Below are 19,939 nucleotides of genomic sequence, written 5' to 3'. Positions count from 1 at the left end.
ATAAATAAATTATTAAATTTGAGATAGTTATATATTCTAACCAACTTAATTTTATTATTATGAGTGCAAAAGATGTATTAATTGTAAAATATGCCACTGACTTAAAAGAAAAATGTGGAATTAATCCAGACATGGAACTATTAACAAAAGTGACGATAGGCTGTGGCCCGTCTATTTATAATCCTGATTCGTCGATAATAGCAGGCACGCTGCAATCAGAAATAGTAACAGTAAAGAAAAATTTTTTAATAAAAAAATTAGGTTTGCCCGATGGACCAGCTCTTAAAGCAGGAATTGATACTGTATTAGAACAATATGGAAAATCAAATAAAAATAAGTACCGTGCAGTTGTTTACTATTTACTAACGCTGCATTTTCAAAGAGAAAGTGCTTACAATTAAATTCAAGTGTATTATTTGCAAAAGCGTCTATAATAAGACGCTTTTTTTATTAAAAATGTTTTATAAATCACGTTTTCAAACTTCGTATCTTTGCGCTTTATAAAATAGTCCGTTAAAAAAGACGGCAAAGAATTTTAAGATAATGATTGAAATAGGAAAATACAATACACTTACTATATTACGTGATACCAAAGTTGGTCTATTTTTGGGAAATCCAGAAAAAGACCCAGAAGGAATACATGATATACTGCTGCCTAATAAATATGTGCCAAATGAATTTGAAATAGGTGAGGAGCTTATTGTTTTTGCGTACTTGGATCACGAACAGCGCCCAGTTGCGACAACTTTAGAACCTTATATTTTTCTGAATGAGTTTGCTCTTTTACGAGTAAATTACATTAACCAAATTGGAGCATTTATGGATTGGGGAATGGAGAAGGATATTCTGGTGCCATTCAAGGAGCAGGCGCGGCCTATGGAGAAAGGCAAGCGTTATTTAGTTTATTTATTTTTAGATGAAAAAACCAATCGTTTAGTAGCCTCCAGTAAATTAAACCAATTTTTAAAGAACGATCACCTCACTGTTGAAAAAGGTGAAGAGGTTGATTTAATTGTATCGCACATTACAGAATTGGGCATCAATGTTATCATCAATGAAAAACACAAAGGACTGCTTTATAAAGATGAAGTGTATGATGATGCTATACGTACCGGAGATCGTATGCGCGGCTACATAAAAACTATCAGACCTGATAATAAGATTGATGTAGCACTACAAATTCAAGGGTATCAAAGCATAGAACCGAATGCTGAAAAAATCATGGATGAATTAAGGGCAAGCAGAGGTTTCCTGCGGTTAACTGATAATTCACATCCAGAGGATATTAAAACAGTGCTAAAAATGAGTAAAAAAACCTTTAAAAAGGCAATTGGCGCTTTATATAAAGAAAAGCTAATTGAGATCAAAGAAGATGGAATTTACTTGGTTTCTGAGTAAACAAAAAAGCTAATCACTGCGATTAGCTTTTTTTTTGAAAAAAAGTCATTTGTTTTTATTTACACTTTCAGATTTTAGGATTATGCTCTTTATGACGGTATCCAATTCTTCGCCGGAAATAATTATATTATCTAAAAAAAATATTTTTTCATCTTCGGTTATAGGAGTGTTTTTTAAAAGTTCGGCAATAGCCAGTAAGCGTGATAGCGGTGCTCTGACTACATGCGACTGTATCCAGGTTATTTCTTGTAATAAATTGTTTTGGTTTTCTATTTTTTGAGTATAAACAATACTTTCTCTAAGACTGTCATCCAGACCAGTGAACAGTTTAGGTATTAATATACATACTAAAAAACTAAGGAAAATCAAGTTTGAAAAAACGGCAAATAGTACATTTATATTAGAGTCTTTGTCCGGAATTGTTATGAAATTATAAGAGTATAAGATAATATATGTAATAGAAATAAAAAGATTTAATAGTGCTGGTATATATTTGTTTTTAAAAGAATATATAAAAACCGACAGAAAGCAGGAAGCAAGTAAATAAAGTGTACTGTTGATACCCACATAGTATAGCAGAAAAAAGCTAAGAATGTAGGTGTTGGCTATAAATAGCAGTTTTCGGTGTTTTATCTGAATCCCTTTTTTGAATCCAACTACAGCAATATTAGAAACACAAAGCAGGTCAATAATTGTCATTACGTAGTGACCAGAATCGATTGCCCATATAACAGACGGTATTAGGGCAATTAAACTTAGCGGCATGATGTAAATGATAATATTAGAGAACATATCATCCCGCCAATATTTAAAATCTTTGTTTTGATTTAAAGAATTAAAGATAGTAGTCTTAATAACCGATGTATATTTTTCCCAAATGACCATTGTTTTTGTCTAGTAAGTTAATAACCAAAGGATAAGCAACTTGTACTGATAAGTAAATATAATTAAATTATACTAAAAGTTGTAATAAAAAAAACAAGCTTTTGTAAGTATTATTTACTTATTGAATTTGGATAGATATTTTTTCAACTATTTCAAAAATAAGCAGATGAGGCAGAATATCAAAATTATCAATTTCATTGATAAAAAAGTAGTCAAAGTAAGCGACTCTTCAAAAAAAACGATTTGTAATTTCCAGAGATGATTTTTGCGGTTCTTGAATAAAAAAAGAAAGACTAGTTAATTTTAACTAGTCTTTCTCTTCTTATTTTTATTTATGCCGTATAGACTTAAATAAAAATAAAACTCTTTTGTACATTTTCAAAAGTATGTTTAACCACATTTAATACTATAGGTATATGTATACCAGTATTTACAGCTCGTAAATCACTTTATTAAATGGATTGTCTATAAATCAAAGTATCGTTATAATTGTCAAGGTATAAATTTCACATTACGACCATTGGTTTATCTATACATTGAAAGTTTACATTCTTTATACAATTTCTTGTTATACCGCAAAATTATTGGATTGTAAATCTTTTACTTAACCCCTAGGTGTTACTTTTTATCAATTGTAATTTTTAACAAATACTTTATTTATCGGCTTATGATTTAAAATGGTTTTTGATAAAATTATATAATTTAAAACCATAAAAACTAAAGCGACAATAATTTTAAATTCACTCAAAAAAAATCATTTTTAAAGGTTAATAAATTAGTGAACAATCAGTGCTAATCTGAATTAATAATCAACTTGGTTTTCATTATAAAGTATTGATTAGCAGTAGATAAATGTAGTAATTATTTTTTATTACAAATGTTAAAATCTGCATTTATTTTAAAATTTTAGTGCTTTATTCTGCTTTTAAATTCATATGAAAGAAACGATTTAATAAAATGATTTTCAGTGTCTTAAAAATTCCGTTTTATTAAAATTGCATATTTAAGTTTACTCCCCAAATGGTTCTGTTTGTTCCTTGGTCAAAACCTACCGGAGCAACATTCATTTGTGTTTTAATTTTTTCTTTATAACCGAAACTGTCCAGCAGCGTATTGAATGGATCCATAAGCAATAAAGAAGTATATCCTAAGAATCTGGATTTTAAAACCCGGCGGTCATGTCTTAAAATGTTTTTTTTAGCATAGAAAAAACCTTCCCCAACAACAGATCCTAACACTGGTGTGATGATAAGATCTTGTTTGGACGGAATTTCTGCAAAAGCTTCAATTCCATATTCCCAGAAACAAGTAGACATAAATGCTGAATATAAAAAGGATTCAAAAATAGTAAAACCGCTGCTTCTTGCGGTCATATAATACACTCCTCCAGAATATGGGTGTGTAATCCAGTTTAGAACCCAGTCATCCTCATCCCAAACGGGACCAGCTTTAACATTTTCCTTCCATTTCCATAAAACCCCTTTTTCTTTGATTTCTTCTTTGTCCCAATTGCTGACACTTTCGGGCATAACCCAAAGTAATCCAAAAGCAAGTGTGGCGGTTCCTGCATACATGGCACTGGCATATCCTAATCTTCTATAATCTCTTTTGGCTGGAGGATATGCAGTTCCATTTTTCAGCATTAGCGTGGTATCTCCCAGAGTAAGCATTTTATAATTGTATGCTTTTTCTATTTGAGAGTCAGAATAGGCAATTGAATTTGTAGTTAGAAATGGAGGAAGCTGATTCTGATTTGTTGGAGTGTCTTCTACTAGTTGAGCAAAAACTGTATTTTGAGAAAGTAAAATTATGAAGGCGTATAAAACGTGTTTAAATAGTTTCATTGGGGGTTCAAAAATTAAATGTTTTGTTAGTCAATCTAACCATTCTGCATACAAATAGGATAGTTTTAAGACGGCGCAAATATAAATTATTTAATTAAGAAACATAGGAATTTTGACAGCATAATCTTAAATCATATATCAAGCGTAATTTTATGCTTGACAGCAATAAATGAAGCGGTTTTTTGAACAGACTCCCAAAGCTTTTTTTACTTAATTATTGATTTTTTTTAAATATTTATGCTTGATAATTGTTTGTTTTATGCTTTCTATTATAAGTTATGAATTTGCACAATCGATTTTGTTATTTTAGGAATCTTTGATATAAAAAGGCGTTTGTATTCATAACTGCTTAAAAATAAGTGACATTTATAGTTTTTTATAAGTTTTAAATATTTTGAAGTAAAACGAGTTAATCATTGTTTTTTTTCTGCCTAATTATTTTAAATAACTTCTATTTTTGATAATTATTTTATTATTTGTGCATATTAAAATATTTTAAGTATTTTTTTATTTAGTTTTTTTTGTATTATTTAAAAAAAATTAAACACAACCGATTGCGTGATATTGTTTTTTGTTTATATTTGTTTTTTAGATTGTCTGATCAAATGATAGAATTAAAAAAATGTAATCCTATAATAAGTAAGAAATAAAAACCTAAACCATCTATTAACTATTAAAACAATTATTTATGACTAACTTTTTAATTACTAAAAGCAAATCAAAATACTTTAAAAACTTAGGTTATCTGTTCCTGATTTTGGTGTTTTCTGCTGCAGTAAATGCTCAAACAACTGTTACAGGGACAGTCTCTGACAGTAGTGGACCAATCCCTGGTGTAAATATTATTGTGAAGGGAACAAAAACGAGTGCAGTAACCGATTTTGACGGAGGTTATTCTTTAAAAGGAGTTCCCGCTAACGGAGTTTTAGTTTTTAGCTTTGTTGGCTATAAAACCAAAGAAATTGTAGTCAGCGACAAAAGAAAAATTGATGTAATCCTGCAGGAAAACTCAAATGACCTTAAAGAGGTTGTGGTAGTTGGATACGGGACGATGAAAAGAGGAGATTTAACGGGATCTGTCTCTACCGTTACAAGTAAAGCAGTTAGCCAAACTGTTACTACATCGATTGAGCAGGTTTTACAAGGGCGTGCTGCTGGGGTACAAGTATCGCAAAATAGTGGGGCACCAGGTGCTTCATCTTCGGTTAATATTAGGGGGATTAGCAGTATTAATGGAGCAACCCAACCTATTTATGTAATCGATGGAGTGATAATTGATGGGAATAATGGTACTCTAAATGGTAATCCGCTTTCAGTAATTAACCCTTCGGATATTATTTCTATTGATATTTTGAAAGATGCTTCTGCAACTGCAATTTATGGATCTCGTGCCTCAGGCGGAGTAATTCAGGTGACTACTAAACGAGGAAAAAAAGGAGATTTATCTTTAAATTTTGATAGTTATGTTGGTTGGCAGGAAATACCAAAAAAATTACAGGTACTTAATCTTCAAGAATATGCTTATTTAAAAAACACACGTTCGGATTTAGGAATTGTTGAAAAAGACGCGAATTTTATTCGTCCCGATTTGTTGGGAGAAGGTACAGATTGGCAAAATGAACTGTTTAATCAGGCATTGATGCAAAATTACAATTTATCAGCGTCAGGCGGTTCAGATAAAAGTACTTATTATATGGGAATTGGTTATATGGATCAAGAAGGAATTGCTGCAGGTTCTATGTTTAACCGTTTTAATTTGACAGCTAATTTAGATTCTCAGGTAAAAGATTATTTTAAAGTAGGTGTTAATTTTGGTTTGAGCAATACCCAGCAAAACACTACAATAAATGATGGGGCATTAATTCTTACAGCATTAAAACAAACTCCAAATGTACCTGTACGTAATGCTGATGGAACTTTTGATGGTCCTGATACTGATCAGTTTGTTCAAAATAATCCAGTAGGGCTGGCTTCGATAAGAGACAATTATAACGAAGGGGTAGGTATGAGAGCAAATACCTATGCTGAGATAACCTTTACAAAAGGGTTAACATTCAAAACGCAATATTCTTTGGATTATGGTTTTACGAGTGCATATACTTTTGAGCCTTCATATACTTTTGGTCAAATTAAAAATGATATACGCGAAGGGACACGAACAAAAAGTAATAGTAAAAACTGGATCTGGAATAATGTTTTAAATTATACTAATAGTTTTGGAAAACATTCCATAAATGCTATGGCAGGGCTGGAAGCACAAGAAAATCATTGGGAAAGTTTATACGGATATGTTTCAGGCTATTTAACCAACACTTCGACAGATTTATCTATGGGAGATCCTACAACTGCTAGAGTGACAAATGGCAGTGGTACTAATTCGCTAAGTTCATATTTCAGTAGATTATTTTATTCTTATAATGATAAATATTTATTAACAGCAACGATACGTCGTGACGGCTCTTCTAAATTCGCAGAAGACAACCGTTGGGGCTGGTTTCCTTCAGCGGCTTTTGCTTGGAAAGCTTCAAATGAAGATTTTTTAAAAGAGAATAGAGTTATAAATAACCTTAAACTTCGATTAGGCTGGGGAGCCGTTGGTAATGATAAAGTACCTCTTTACGCTTATACTTCAACTTATTCTTCAAGTGCTACCGCTAACTGGGGAACTGGATTATTAGCTTCTAATACTGCAAATGAGAAACTGAAATGGGAAACTACATATGCTTCAAATATTGGTATAGATTTAGGACTTTTTAACAACCGTATCGAGTTAATTGCTGATGTATATTATAAGAAAACAGATGATTTAATAAATATATTGTCGTTGCCACAGTATGCTGGTGTATCTGGGCAAGGATCAACTTCGGCACCTTGGTACAATATTGGATCACTAGAAAATAAAGGAATTGAAATTGCTTTGAATACTATTAACATTCAGAATAAAGAGTTTAGCTGGACTTCCAATTTTATTTTTTCATTGAATAAAAATAAAGTGCTGGCATTAAATACAGATACAGGTCATTATGATGGAACTGTTCAACAAGGCTCAGATGTTACTGTAGTAACCCGCACAGCAGTGGGACAGCCTATTAGTCAATTTTATGGATATAAAGTAATTGGACGTTTTGAAAAAGCAACTGATTTTTATTATAAAGATGCCTCAGGAAATGTAATGCCGACTGCTTTGCCAAAAGATATGAAAATTGGCGAAAATGGTGTCTGGATAGGTGATTATATGTTTGATGATGCGAATAAAGATGGTGTAATTGATGATAAAGACCTGCAGTATATTGGGAATCCATTACCTGAATTTACTTTTGGTATAACCAACACATTTTCATACAAAGGTTTTGATATGAGCATTTTTCTAGATGGTTCTTACGGAAATGATGTAATGAATTATCAGCGTCGCTGGTTAGAAAATCCTCGAGAAAACACTAATTTATTAGATACAGCTTTAGGGTATGCTCAATTAGGTTTAATAGATCCTAATGGGCCAAATGATTATCGTAATGTTCAAATTGTAGGAGGAGATCCTTACATGCCTCGTATTGCGGCATCATCTGCATCATCTGCATCAAATTTTCGTAATAGTGACCGTTTTGTAGAAGACGGATCTTTTGTACGTCTAAAGAATATTTCGGTAGCATATAATTTACCAAGCTCTTTTGTTTCCAAAATTGGAGTAGCAGGAATTAAGGTCTATTCGAATATGCAAAATATACTCACATTTACTAAATATTCAGGATACGATCCGGAAGTAGGTACATTAAATAATAGTGCACTTTATTCGGGTATCGATAACGGACGTTATCCTTCACCGCGTATTACTACGTTTGGAGTAAATGTTAAATTTTAAACATAAAAAATATGAAAAAGATACATATTAAACGCATTTTTCTTTTTGTTGCTTTATCTTTTTTGGGAACAAGTTGCAGTGATGACTTTCTTAACCAAGAACCGAATAATATGATAACCAAAGAAAATTTCTTTAAGACAGAAGATGATTTTAAAGCGGCTACCGCTCCCTTATATAACAAAGTATGGTTTGATTTTAACGATAAATTTTATTATGGATTAGGAGATGGACGCGCATACAATTTATACGCTCCTTACTCTGATTATATTTATCCGTTTGCCGATTTGACTGAAACAGGATTAACAGGACCATTAGTATCTGCTTGGGGGTCTTTGTATAATGTGGTACAGCAGTCAAATAATGTTATTATCGGAATTGAAGGAAGCAGTGTAGATGCAAATACTAAAAATAAATACATTGCTGAGGCTCGTTTTATGAGAGGAACAGCTTATTGGTATTTAGCTTCTTTATGGGGGAATGTAATTATTTCTACAGATCCGAGAGACTTAGTGCAGAATCCTATAGTGAATACTAATCCAACAAAAGATGTATATGAATTTGCAATCCGTGATATGGAATTTGCAGCAAAATATCTTCCAGAAGCTGCGCCACAAACAGGACGGTTAACGAAGTATAGTGCATTTGGAATGTTATCCCGTTTGTATTTGTCAGTTTCGGGTTTGAGTGATAATCCTAATTCAGGAACTAGAAGTCAGGCTTATCTTGATTTGGCTAAAAAAGCGGCCGAAAAAGCAGTCAGCGGACCTTATTCTTTATTAGCTAATTATGCTGATTTATTTAAAGTCGATAATAATAATAATGTTGAATCTATGTTTGCATTGCAATGGGTGCCTAACGGCAGTTATGGTGTAACAAATACGCAACAGGCTTATTTTGCTTTAGGTTCAGATATTACTGGCGACGATGCGGCTTGGGGGTACTGGACAAGAGCTTCTAATGATATTTTGTATGAATATGAGCCAAAAGACAAGAGGCGTCACGCTACTTGGATGGCAGATGAAGATTTTTATCCAGAAATTAATATTTCAAACGGCGGCTATACCGTTGATCATGCAAATACTTTTGTAAATGTCAAAAAAGGAGTTGTAGGATCAAACAAAGATAACAGCAAAATTTCTAAGCAAAATTCAGCTTTGAACACCTATATGCTACGTACTGCAGAAGTGCTTCTTAATTATGCAGAAGCGACTTTAGGAAATAGTGCCAGTACTTCAGATGCAAATGCTTTGACTTTTGTCAATGTTCTAAGAGCAAGAGCTGGACTAGATGCTAAAACAACACTTACTTTTCAGGATCTTATGCACGAACGCAGAGTTGAGCTGTGCATGGAAGGACAGTATTGGTATGATTTGGTAAGAAGATCTTATTACAAACAGCAGGAAGTTGTTAATTATATTACAGGTCAGTCAAGAGGAGTTATTGTTCCTATTACTTATGACGCAGCTACTAATACCGTTTCAGTAGATGCTACAAGGGATAATTCATCAAGAGCTATTGGAGCAATAGATACTTCAATTTTTTTATTGCCTTATCCAGAATCAGAAGTAATTCAGAATCCATTATTAAGTCAGGCACCTGTTCCTTATGACTTCAAGGATGAAAAAATAACTGATTTATTTAATTAAAACTGAAAATACAAAATATGAAAAATTATATTTTAAATAGAAAGTATTGTACTGTTGTCACTATCATTTTTATGATGTTTGTCTCTTTGTTATTCAATGCTTGTGATAACAATGATAATGAGGGTGGAGCTATAACTATAAGCAAAGTTTATTTGGAGGATGTAAATTCATCCGTACTTGACAGACAGGTTACATTTGCACGTTTAGGGCAGTTAATCCGTGTAGAAGGAGCTGGTTTTGAGGGATTAAAAAAAGTATATATTAATGGTTTTGAAACCTATTTTAATGTAGTATATGTTTCAAGAACGTCTATGTTAGTTAGTATCTCTGCAGATACGCCAACTATTGATGCGGATCCTGCAGTTCGTAACACTATTCGTTTTGTAAATGATTCGAATGAAGTGATATTTCCATTTGAAATTCGTTCAGGAGCTCCTGTAATTACTTCTATTTCGAATACATTGCCAAAGGCAGGCGAAATGATTACCGTGTTTGGTTCTGGTTTAACTGAAATAGAAAAAGTGGTTTTCCCAGGAAATATTGCTGTTACTAGCGGAATAACATCTGATGAAGATGGAGAATTTTTTACAGTAACTGTACCAGCTGGAGTTTCAACAAATGGAGGTTCTTTATTAGTTGAAGGTGCCAACGGAGGTGCTTATTCACCAGCTTATTTTAATTTCAAAAAAGGGGTTATTCTGGATTTTGATGGAAATGGTACTCATGGCTTTTGGGGTTCTGATGTTGGTATGATCAAAGATGCCGATTTAGAATCTGCGGCTATCGGAATGCAAAATATTTCTCAGGGAAAATATGTTCCGCATCGTCCATCACGTATCGCATCTTTTGCTGCAGGAGCCAACCGTTGTTCCGAAGCATGGACTGCTGGAACCGGAACAGATAATTGGAGAGGACAATTAACTCCTTACATTCCTGCTTCAACTCCATTAGATCAGGTGGCTTTTCAATTTGATATTTATGTTCCGCAGGACTGGACAAATACAGGATATCTGAAAATATGTCTGATAAATAATTTTAACGGGGGAGCCTGGACTGGAGGACTATATAACTTTGTGCCTTGGTTAACAGATGAGGGTAAAGTCGTTCCTTTTAAAACAGCCGGATGGCAGACTGTAACTGTTCCATTGACTAAGTTTTATAGTTTTTCTAAAGGAGATTTTACATTTGAGGATGTACTTGCATTTAGAGAAGCTGCAACTTATCAAAACTTCGGTGTATGGTTTGAAAACTCGAATGTTAAATGGAGTAACGTATCTGGTGAGAGCAGCGAACTTGAGTTCCCTTCTTCTGCAACTTCAGTAAGCGTTTACACGGATAATTGGAGAATTGTTTCGTTAAACACTCCAGTTTACAGTGATTTTTCTAACTAATAAATAAATTTTAGTATTGTTTTCAATTATGAACAATCAATTTGTTTAACCCAAAAAAAATTAAAATGAAATACACTAAAATATTACCGGCAATTGCATTATCATGTATGCTTTTTACATCCTGCGATGATAATTTAATGGAATGGGGAAAAGATCCTTCTCATGGCGAGATTACTTCAGCAGAACTTCCTTTGGAATTAGTCGAAAAAATCAGCCGTTACGAACCTTTAAAAAACTATACTGATTTCAAACTTGGTTCAGGAGTTGGTCTGGATTTATACATGAGCGATGATGTGTATCGCAACCTCGTAAACGAAAATTTTGATGAAGTAACAATAGGTTATGAGATGAAACACGCACCAATGGTAAGTGCCAATGGCGATATCAAATTTGATAAAGTGGATGCTTTTATAGCCAAAGCAAAAGAAGCAGGTTTATCTACTTATGGTCATACTCTGGTGTGGCATTCCAATCAAAATGCCAGTTATCTTAATAGTATAATTGCTCCAACAGTTATCCCAGGATCAAGTGGTTCTAATTCGCTTAATACTGCAGGATTAAAGAATGCAACCTTTAGCGGTTGGGCAAGGAATAATCCCGGAGCCGGAATCTCAATTGTTGATGGAGCTGGTTTGTCAAGTTCTTCAAAAGCAATTAAATTAATCGCAAGCGGAACATCATCGGCTCCTTACAATTTGCAGTTAACTTCCCCGGACATACCAACAGTAAGCGGTCATAAATATGAAATTTCATTCTTTATTAAGTCTGATCAGGCAGGTAAAGGACGTGTTTCTTTCAGCGGATTGGGTAATAATTACCCATGGAAGGATTGGTACTCTACTGGCGGTTCCTGGACAGAAGCTTTTGCGACTACATCACAATGGCAGCAGGTAAAAATCACAGTGAACGACGTTTCCGGAACTACTTTTAAATTGAATCTGGATTTAGGATATTTGCCAAACGTAGCTTATCATATAGATGTTGATAATTTTACAGTTGTAGATTTAGATGCTGCACCAACTGTAGTTAATCTAATAAGTAACAGTGATTTCGAAAGTGGAGCTCTTTCTCCTTGGTCTGGCTACGGAAATGGTTCTACAAGAGCTATCTCTTCAAATGGTGGTGGCTATGGCGGAACTGGTTATGCCATGGTATTAACAAATCCTGTTGCGGCAAATAATTATAGTGCACAGCAAGTATATACTTTTAGTGCACCATTGGTAAAAGACAAAGAATATACTTGTACTTTTTGGGTAAAATCTGATGTGCCTGCTGCTTTACAGATCGAAATTCAGAGTGCAGATTATAGCGCTAATTATTATGGAGGTATCAATGTTACCAGCACCTGGACTCAGGTAGTAAAAACTGTAAAACCCAGTACAGCAGACAGAACTAAATTAATCTTTGATTTTGGAGCAACTGCAGCTACATTTACCATTGATGATATTGTACTTACACCAGTTGAAGCTAGTGGAGGTGGAGGAACAGGTCCGGTTATTGTAGAAAAAACTGAAGCTGAAAAAACACAGATAATTGGTGTAGCAATGGAAAACTGGATTACCAAAATGGTGGGGCATTACAAAAACGATGTTCATGCTTGGGATGTAGTAAATGAACCAATGAAGGAAGGCGGCAGTCTGCGTGACGGAAATGTAACAGAATTAGCCACCGATGAATTCTATTGGGTAAAATATCTTGGTAAAGATTATGCAGTAACTGCTTTCAAATTAGCCCGTCAATATGGAAATGCTACTGATAAATTGTTTATTAATGATTATAATTTAGAATCAAGTTTAGCGAAATGCGATGGTCTGATTGAGTACGTAAAATATATTGAAAGCAAAGGAGCAACAGTTGACGGTATTGGTACTCAAATGCATATTTCTTTAAACACAAGTAAAGATCAAATTGTTGAGATGTTCAAAAAATTAGCTGCTACAGGTAAGCTTGTAAAAGTTTCGGAACTGGATGTAAGGTTAGGTACAAAATCACCTACTTTACAGCAATTGGCAGATCAGTCTGCAATGTATCAGTTTGTGATTGATTCTTACCGTAATAATATTCCAAAAGCACAACAATACGGAATTACAATCTGGGGTGTTTCTGATAATGAAGCCGAACACAAAAACTGGCTGCCAGACGAAGCTCCAAATGTTTGGGATGCAAACTACAAGCGTAAACATGCTTATAAAGGAGTTGCTGATGGTTTAGCAGGAAAAGATGTAAGTACAGACTTTTCAGGAGAGTTACAAAAATAATTTTGACTATTTTTAATAATTATTAATCCATAGTATGAATCCTTAATAGGTATACTATGGATTATTTTTTTTAAATTTTTTTCGGTTCTATTTTTCATTTTTAATATTAAAATAAAAAGGATGTTTAATTCTATAAACTGCAGATTTCTTTTAGTTTTATTATTAGTGGCTCAATTTGGATTCTGCCAAAATTCACTACCAAGTCTTCAAAAAAAAGGCGATAAAACACAATTAATAGTCAATGTCAAACCATTTATTATACTAGGCGGTGAGTTAGGTAACTCCTCCGCTACCAGTATGGAAAGTATGGAGCCCATTTGGTCAAAACTGACCGATATGAATCTTAATACTGTTCTGACGCCCATTTATTGGGAACTTATAGAAGAGGAAGAAGGTAAATTTAATTTTTCTTTGGTTGATAATTTGATTCTTAAAGCTAGAAAAGAAAATCTGAAACTGGTTTTTCTTTGGTTCGGATCTTGGAAAAACAGTATGTCCAGCCATGCTCCGGCTTGGGTAAAACTAAATCAGAAAATATATCCGAGGATCAAAGATGACAAAAATAAAAGTCATGAGATTTTAACGCCTTTTAGTGAAAATAATTTAAAAGCAGATCTAAATGCTTTTCAAAAACTAATGGCTCATATAAAAGATTTTGATCGAAAAGATCAAACTGTCATAATGATTCAGGTGGAGAATGAAATAGGAATGCTGCCAACAGCAAGAGATTATCATCCATTGGCAAACGAAGCTTTCAAAAAAGAAGTACCTAAAGAATTATTGCAGTACATGCAGAAAAACAAAGAAAAACTGGTACCTGAGTTTTTAGAACTATGGAAAATAAATGGTTTTAAAACCTCTGGAAACTGGGAAGAAGTTTTTGGTAAAGGACTGCAGACAGATGAAATTTTTATGGCTTGGTTTTTTGCAAAATTTACTAATGCTGTAGCCAAAGCAGGAAAAGACAGTTATGCAATTCCTATGTATGTAAACGCTGCCCTGAATGCTTCTGGAAAAAAACCGGGTGAATACCCGAGTGCCGGTCCGCTCCCGCATGTAATGGATGTTTGGAAAGCAGCAGGAAATACAATAGATTTTCTGGCACCGGATTTTTATAATCCTTCCTTTAAACAATGGAATGATTTATTTACCCGTCAGGGAGATCCATTATTTATACCAGAACATAAGTTTGATGCTACCGCTCCATTCAAGGGATTGTACGCAATTGGTCATTATGAAGCTATTGGTTTTTCTCCATTTTCTATTGAATCGGTTGAAGATGGTAAAAAAGAACCTTTGGGCAAAATATATGATCTGGTTAGACAGTTAACTCCAGTTATAGAAAAATACAAAGGACTTGGCAAGATTGACGGAGTACTTTTGGACAAAGAAAATGCATCACAAATTATCACATTGGGTAATTATGAATTTACTTTTAAACACGATTATACTTTAAATTGGTCTGATGGTGCCAAAGAAAATGTTTGGCCAATGTCCAGTGCGATTATTATAGAAACCGCACCAGACGAATTTTATATTGCCGGCTCCGGAATTGTGGTGACTTTTAAATCTTTAAAAAATAAAGATTTAAATGCTGGGATTTTAAAAGTTGATCAAGGCAGATTTGACGGAGATGTCTGGAGAACAATCCGCCATTTTAACGGCGATCAGACGCATCAGGGAAGACATCTTAGAATTTCTGTTGGTGATTATGAAATTCAAAAACTAAAATTATATATCTACGAATAGTTGATTTCTGTAGAAGGAAGAACTATAAAATAAAAATATCAAATGAAAAAAACAGCATTGTTTATTGCACTGTTTTTATGTGCAGGCCTTTATTCCCAAATAAAATTACCCCGTTTAATAAGTGACGGAATGATTTTACAGCGTGATGTTAAGGTCAATATTTGGGGCTGGGCTTCGCCAAAGGAAAAAGTGGAACTTGATTTTAATCATAAAAAATATACTGCAGTTACTGCCGAAGACGGAAAATGGCTGATTACACTGCCTTCTCAAAAAGCAGGCGGACCTTATGAAATGACTTTGAAAGCCAGTAATACAATTGTGCTAAAGAATATTCTTTTTGGAGATGTTTGGCTTTGTTCCGGGCAGTCTAATATGGAACTTCCGATGGAACGCTTGAAGTACAAATACAAAGATGTTATTGCAAAAGCAGATAATCCGAAAATCAGACAGTTTTTGGTGCCGGATAAATATTTTTTTGATAAAGAAAATTCGGATTTTGATTCTGGGATATGGATAGAAGCAAACCCAGTTACAGTTTTGCAGTTTTCGGGCGTTGGGTATTTTTTTGCTAGTGAAATCTATAATAAATATAAAATTCCGATTGGATTAATCAATTCGGCTTTGGGAGGATCTCCCGCTGAATCCTGGATTAATGCTGAAGGAATTAAAAAATTTCCAGAATATTATCAGGAATATCTCAAATACAAAGACGGAACATTAGAAAAACAAATTGATGAAAATGACCGCAAGATAAGCAGTAACTGGTATCAGTTATTGAATACAACAGATATTGGATTAAAAAACAAATGGGAGTCACCAGACTTCGATGATTCCGATTGGAAAGCAATGAATATTCCTGGTTATTGGGCAGATAATGAACTTGGAAATCAAAATGGAGCAGTTTGGTTCAGAAAAGAATTTGCTGTTTCAAAAGTGAATGCCACTACAGCAAAATTGGTTTTAGGACGAATTGTAGATGCTGATTCAGTATATGTAAACGGGTATTTTGTTGGGACAACTTCGTATCAGTATCCTCCGAGAATTTATTTTTTTAATGCCAATATTTTAAAAGAAGGGAAAAATGAAATTGCCATCAGGGTTATCAATAATTCAGGGAAAGGCGGTTTTGTAACCGATAAACCATATGAGCTTACATTTGGGAACGATACAGTTGATTTAAAAGGATCTTGGAAATATAAATTGGGAGCAAGAATGCTTCCATTGCCTGGGCAGACATTTGTACGGTGGAAACCTGTAGGATTGTACAACGCGATGATTGCCCCTTTAAAAAATTATTCAATCAAAGGAGTATTATGGTATCAGGGTGAATCAAATACTAAAAATCCATCTGAATATGCAGCATTGATGGAAACATTAATTGCTAATTGGAGAGAACAGTGGCATCAGGAGAAACTGCCATTTATATTGGTGCAGCTCGCTAATTATATGGAACCAAATTCACAGCCAACAGAAAGTGACTGGGCAGCATTAAGACAGCAGCAGACAAATACGTTAAGAATTCCTAATACTGGAATGGCAGTAACCATAGATTTAGGGGAATGGAACGATATTCATCCTTTAAATAAATATGATGTAGGTAAAAGATTGGCACTGCAGGCAGAAAAGTTAGTTTATGGAGAAAAGAATTTAACAGCTTCCGGACCGCTTTTTAAATCAATTGTATTGAAAGGGAATAAACTTGTTTTAAGTTTTTCGGATTCGGAGAAAGGTTTAGCTGCTAAAGGCGGGAATGCGCTAAAAGGTTTTGCAATTGCCGGTTCTGATGGCAAGTTTGTTTGGGCTGAGGCTGTTATTGAGAACAATAAAGTTGTGGTTTCGAGTATGACTATTCAAAATCCTGTAAAAGTGAGATATGCGTGGGCAAATAATCCGGAAGGAGCAAATTTATACAACAAAGAAAATTTACCAGCTTCTCCTTTTGAGGTGACGGTTTTTTCTGGAAAATAGTAGATAAGAAAAATATTCTGTTATAACTGAAGGTTCTTTCTGCCCAGGATAGAAACGGAAAGCCCGAAAGGGAAGAGCCCTTAAAAAACAAAACCCAAAAGAGCGACCAGCGGAAGCTCCTTTTGGGTTTATGTTTTTTTGGGCGATGACCGCGGACTTGCAGTGTATAGCCTGAATTGGCAGCCTAATGATTATTTAATAGTTATTGTTGCTTTAATTAATCCGCTGCTTGATAGGTTATGTTCGTCAGGCTGATGACCGCCTACGGCAATTTCTACTTTGCCATCAAGCTGCTGTAGTTTGCCTTCAGCTGTAACATACGATAGATCCTGCGGAGTCAAAGTAAAAGTTATCGTTTTGCTTTGTCCTGGATTAAGAGAAACTCTTTCAAAACCTTTCAAGGCTTTTATGGCAGTTTTTATTTTTTTGCCTTGGTCAAGGACATATAATTGTGCTACTTCTTCACCTGCAAGTTTGCCTGTATTTGTAATAGTTACCGATACTGATACATTTTTATTTTTTTCAATTTGAACAGGTATTTCTAATTTGCTGTATTTGAAAGAAGTATAGCTCAGTCCGAATCCGAAACCATATTGCGGCACACCTTTGAAATATCTATAGGTTCGGTTTTCCATATTATAGTCATTGAAAGATGCCAAGTCGCTGTCACCTTTGTAAAATGTAACAGGCAGACGGCCGGATGGATTATAATCGCCAAATAAAATATCTGCAACTGCGGTTCCAGCTGACTGGCCTCCATACCATGCATTTAAAATTGCAGGAATGTTTTCGGACTCCCATGGTGCAGCGATCGCACTTCCTGTCATCATAACAAATATTACAGGTTTACCAGTTGATTTTAAGGCTTTCATAAGTTCTGTCTGTACAGCAGGCAGCATTATTGAGGTACGGTCTCCGCCATCAAATCCGGGGTCGCTTACTTTCATTTCTTCGCCTTCAAGCTGTGGAGATATTCCTCCTGTAAAGATAAAGGCATCGGCATCTTTAAAGCGGTCTGCAAGCTGATTATAATCTGTTTTAACATAACTGCCCGCATTCATTTTGATATAAGCGCTTCCTTCGCCCTGCCAGTATTCTACAGTTAAGGTATAGTGAGAGTCTTTTTTTACTGCAAGTTCATAGGTTTTTGATTCCGATTGGTTGTTTTTCCATGAATCAATTACTACTGTACCGTTTACAATAAAACGGTAGCCTTCATCGCCTTGGAGTTCAAAAGTTATGTTTGCGTCTTTTTCAGCTTTAAAATCGGCAGTATATCTGGCTGAGAAATTATTGGCTCTTATCGTGCCGGTTACTGCTTGGCCTTCCTGCCAGATATTGTCAACTTTGGCCTCACGGGTTACTACTGGTGTGCCTTCAAGGTCTTTGTTATTGTAATATTCAGCTTTAAATCCCTGTTTTCCTTCATAAGAATACTGCTGGGATAAATCCTGATACTGTAAAAGATTGTTATTGGTGAAGTTGACCGCTTTTTCATAAATAACTTCGGTAGCTGTGCCAACTTTATCTTTTATACCCTGCAGTACGGTTTTCAGCGTAGAAGGTGTCCCGTTATAATTCCCTAAAATGGCTATATCATTATCCGCGTTTGGTCCTAGCACGACAATTTTTTTCAGTTTTTTGCTTAATGGGAGGGTTTGTTTTTCATTTTTTAGCAATACCATTGATTGCTGTGCCATTTTTAAAGCATGTGCAGCATGTTCTTTGCTTTCTAGAACATTATCAAGCGTTTGTGAATATTTAACCATTGAAACGAGATCAAACATACCCAAACGGAAACGAACTATGAACAGTCGTTTTACCGAAACATCTATCTGTGCCTCAGTAATTTTTCCTTGTTTTACTGCCTGAACTAAAGCTTTATAGGCATCGGTACCGCAATCTATGTCCGTTCCATGAAATACTGCATCTGCAGAAGCTGACGCAGCATCAGGATGTGTTTTATGGTTCTTAAAAAAGTCATCAATTGCCCAGCAGTCGGAGGTTACATAACCATCGAATTTCCACTGGTTTCTTAATATGTCTGTCATCAAAATGTCGCTGGCACAGCATGGCTGCGTCCTGAAAGCATTATAAGCGCACATAACTCCGACAACATGAGATTCGGTAACTAATTTTTGAAAAGCAGGAAGGTAAGTGTCCCAAAGGTCGTATGCGCTTACATCTACATCAAAAACGTGTCTTGAAGGTTCTGGACCGCTATGTACCGCATAATGTTTGGCGCAGGCTGCTGCTTTAATGTATTTTGGGTCATCGCCCTGAAGTCCTCTTACAAAGGCATCACCCAGCATGGCTGTTAGGTATGGATCTTCTCCATAAGTTTCCTGTCCGCGTCCCCAGCGCGGATCACGGAAAATATTAATGTTTGGTGTCCAATAGGTAAGTCCCAAGTATCGCTCATTTGTACGGCCGGAAGCGACCGCTTTATTGTAAATGGCTCGCCCCTCCGTTGCAGAATAGTCGGCCATGGTAAATAATGAATTTTTATCAAATGTTGCTGCCATAGCGATAGCCTGTGGGTAAACAGTCACTTTAAAAGGAGTTCGGGCTACTCCATGAAGTGTTTCGTTCCACCAGTCATAAGCAGGTATTCCCAAACGTTCTATTGCCGGAGTGGAATTAAGCATTTGAGATACTTTTTCTTCGAGAGTTAAGTGACCAACTAAGTCATTTACCCTTTCTTCAAAAGTTAAATTATAATCTTGAAAACGATATTTATTTTGTGCATTACACTTGATACTGCTGCAGGTAAAAGCAATAATTAGAATTATAAATTTTCGATTTATTTTCATTGCAAATTTTATTTTAGCTGGATAGAGATTGATGTTTTATAACTTGAGATTATAAGAGTTAACTCAAATGATAATCCTTTTCGCTAAGATATAAAAAAATAAAATTTGAATGAGTAAAGCTGTGACTC

The 19,939-nt window shown here is 34.7% G+C and carries 11 protein-coding genes; 8 read left to right on the top strand and 3 right to left on the bottom strand.

Annotation, left to right across the window (positions count from 1 at the left end; translation table 11 throughout):
• The first annotated feature begins 59 nt into the window (after positions 1-59).
• A complete protein-coding gene (locus C8P67_RS16880) occupies positions 60-401 on the top strand; it encodes a DUF2853 family protein (RefSeq protein ID WP_115814357.1) in 342 nt (113 codons plus the stop codon).
• Between the two features lie 142 nt (positions 402-543).
• Positions 544-1,398, top strand: coding sequence for a CvfB family protein (locus C8P67_RS16875; RefSeq protein WP_115814356.1), 855 nt, complete (start codon positions 544-546; stop codon positions 1,396-1,398).
• A gap of 45 nt (positions 1,399-1,443) precedes the next feature.
• Here the strand turns inward: C8P67_RS16875 and C8P67_RS16870 are convergent, their stop codons facing one another.
• A complete protein-coding gene (locus tag C8P67_RS16870) occupies positions 1,444-2,283 on the bottom strand; it encodes a hypothetical protein (RefSeq protein WP_115814355.1) in 840 nt (279 codons plus the stop codon).
• Positions 2,284-3,272: 989 nt separating this feature from the next.
• On the bottom strand, positions 3,273-4,127 hold the full coding sequence (locus tag C8P67_RS16865; protein ID WP_211319923.1) for a DUF3943 domain-containing protein: 855 nt from the start codon (positions 4,125-4,127) through the stop codon (positions 3,273-3,275).
• Between the two features lie 688 nt (positions 4,128-4,815).
• Between C8P67_RS16865 and C8P67_RS16860 the strand changes: the two genes are divergently transcribed.
• The 6 genes from C8P67_RS16860 (at position 4,816) to C8P67_RS16835 (ending at position 16,998) form a co-directional block, all read left to right on the top strand.
• Positions 4,816-7,986, top strand: a complete 3,171-nt coding sequence (locus C8P67_RS16860; protein WP_115814354.1) for a SusC/RagA family TonB-linked outer membrane protein — start codon at positions 4,816-4,818, stop codon at positions 7,984-7,986.
• Between the two features lie 11 nt (positions 7,987-7,997).
• Positions 7,998-9,632 carry a RagB/SusD family nutrient uptake outer membrane protein gene (locus tag C8P67_RS16855; protein ID WP_115814353.1) on the top strand — a complete coding sequence of 545 codons (1,635 nt, stop codon included), beginning with the start codon at positions 7,998-8,000 and terminating at the stop codon, positions 9,630-9,632.
• Between the two features lie 17 nt (positions 9,633-9,649).
• Positions 9,650-11,023: a glycan-binding surface protein gene (locus tag C8P67_RS16850; protein WP_115814352.1), complete on the top strand. Its 1,374-nt coding sequence runs from the start codon at positions 9,650-9,652 to the stop codon at positions 11,021-11,023.
• A gap of 65 nt (positions 11,024-11,088) precedes the next feature.
• Positions 11,089-13,281 (top strand): endo-1,4-beta-xylanase, encoded by a 2,193-nt coding sequence (locus C8P67_RS16845; RefSeq protein ID WP_115814351.1) that lies wholly within the window; start codon positions 11,089-11,091, stop codon positions 13,279-13,281.
• A gap of 120 nt (positions 13,282-13,401) precedes the next feature.
• On the top strand, positions 13,402-15,030 hold the full coding sequence (locus C8P67_RS16840; RefSeq protein ID WP_245980486.1) for a GH35 family beta-galactosidase: 1,629 nt from the start codon (positions 13,402-13,404) through the stop codon (positions 15,028-15,030).
• A 42-nt stretch (positions 15,031-15,072) separates the two neighbouring features.
• Complete coding sequence (locus tag C8P67_RS16835) at positions 15,073-16,998, top strand: sialate O-acetylesterase (RefSeq protein ID WP_115814350.1); 1,926 nt, start codon at positions 15,073-15,075, stop codon at positions 16,996-16,998.
• Between the two features lie 191 nt (positions 16,999-17,189).
• Here C8P67_RS16835 and C8P67_RS16830 read toward each other — a convergent pair whose 3' ends face one another.
• Complete coding sequence (locus C8P67_RS16830) at positions 17,190-19,811, bottom strand: glycoside hydrolase family 3 C-terminal domain-containing protein (protein ID WP_115814349.1); 2,622 nt, start codon at positions 19,809-19,811, stop codon at positions 17,190-17,192.
• Between the last annotated feature and the right edge of the window lie 128 nt (positions 19,812-19,939).

This window comes from Flavobacterium aquicola (genome assembly GCF_003385115.1).
GTDB lineage: Bacteria > Bacteroidota > Bacteroidia > Flavobacteriales > Flavobacteriaceae > Flavobacterium > Flavobacterium aquicola.
The sequence above is the reverse complement of the archived record's forward strand: the minus strand, read 5'-3'. Positions and strand labels throughout refer to the sequence as shown.

Coding starts and splice junctions, on each gene's coding strand:
- C8P67_RS16880 (WP_115814357.1), top strand. CDS start 60: ATGAGTGCAAAAGATGTATTAATTGTAAAATATGCCACTGACTTAAAA.
- C8P67_RS16875 (WP_115814356.1), top strand. CDS start 544: ATGATTGAAATAGGAAAATACAATACACTTACTATATTACGTGATACC.
- C8P67_RS16870 (WP_115814355.1), bottom strand. CDS start 2,283: ATGGTCATTTGGGAAAAATATACATCGGTTATTAAGACTACTATCTTT.
- C8P67_RS16865 (WP_211319923.1), bottom strand. CDS start 4,127: ATGAAACTATTTAAACACGTTTTATACGCCTTCATAATTTTACTTTCT.
- C8P67_RS16860 (WP_115814354.1), top strand. CDS start 4,816: ATGACTAACTTTTTAATTACTAAAAGCAAATCAAAATACTTTAAAAAC.
- C8P67_RS16855 (WP_115814353.1), top strand. CDS start 7,998: ATGAAAAAGATACATATTAAACGCATTTTTCTTTTTGTTGCTTTATCT.
- C8P67_RS16850 (WP_115814352.1), top strand. CDS start 9,650: ATGAAAAATTATATTTTAAATAGAAAGTATTGTACTGTTGTCACTATC.
- C8P67_RS16845 (WP_115814351.1), top strand. CDS start 11,089: ATGAAATACACTAAAATATTACCGGCAATTGCATTATCATGTATGCTT.
- C8P67_RS16840 (WP_245980486.1), top strand. CDS start 13,402: ATGTTTAATTCTATAAACTGCAGATTTCTTTTAGTTTTATTATTAGTG.
- C8P67_RS16835 (WP_115814350.1), top strand. CDS start 15,073: ATGAAAAAAACAGCATTGTTTATTGCACTGTTTTTATGTGCAGGCCTT.
- C8P67_RS16830 (WP_115814349.1), bottom strand. CDS start 19,811: ATGAAAATAAATCGAAAATTTATAATTCTAATTATTGCTTTTACCTGC.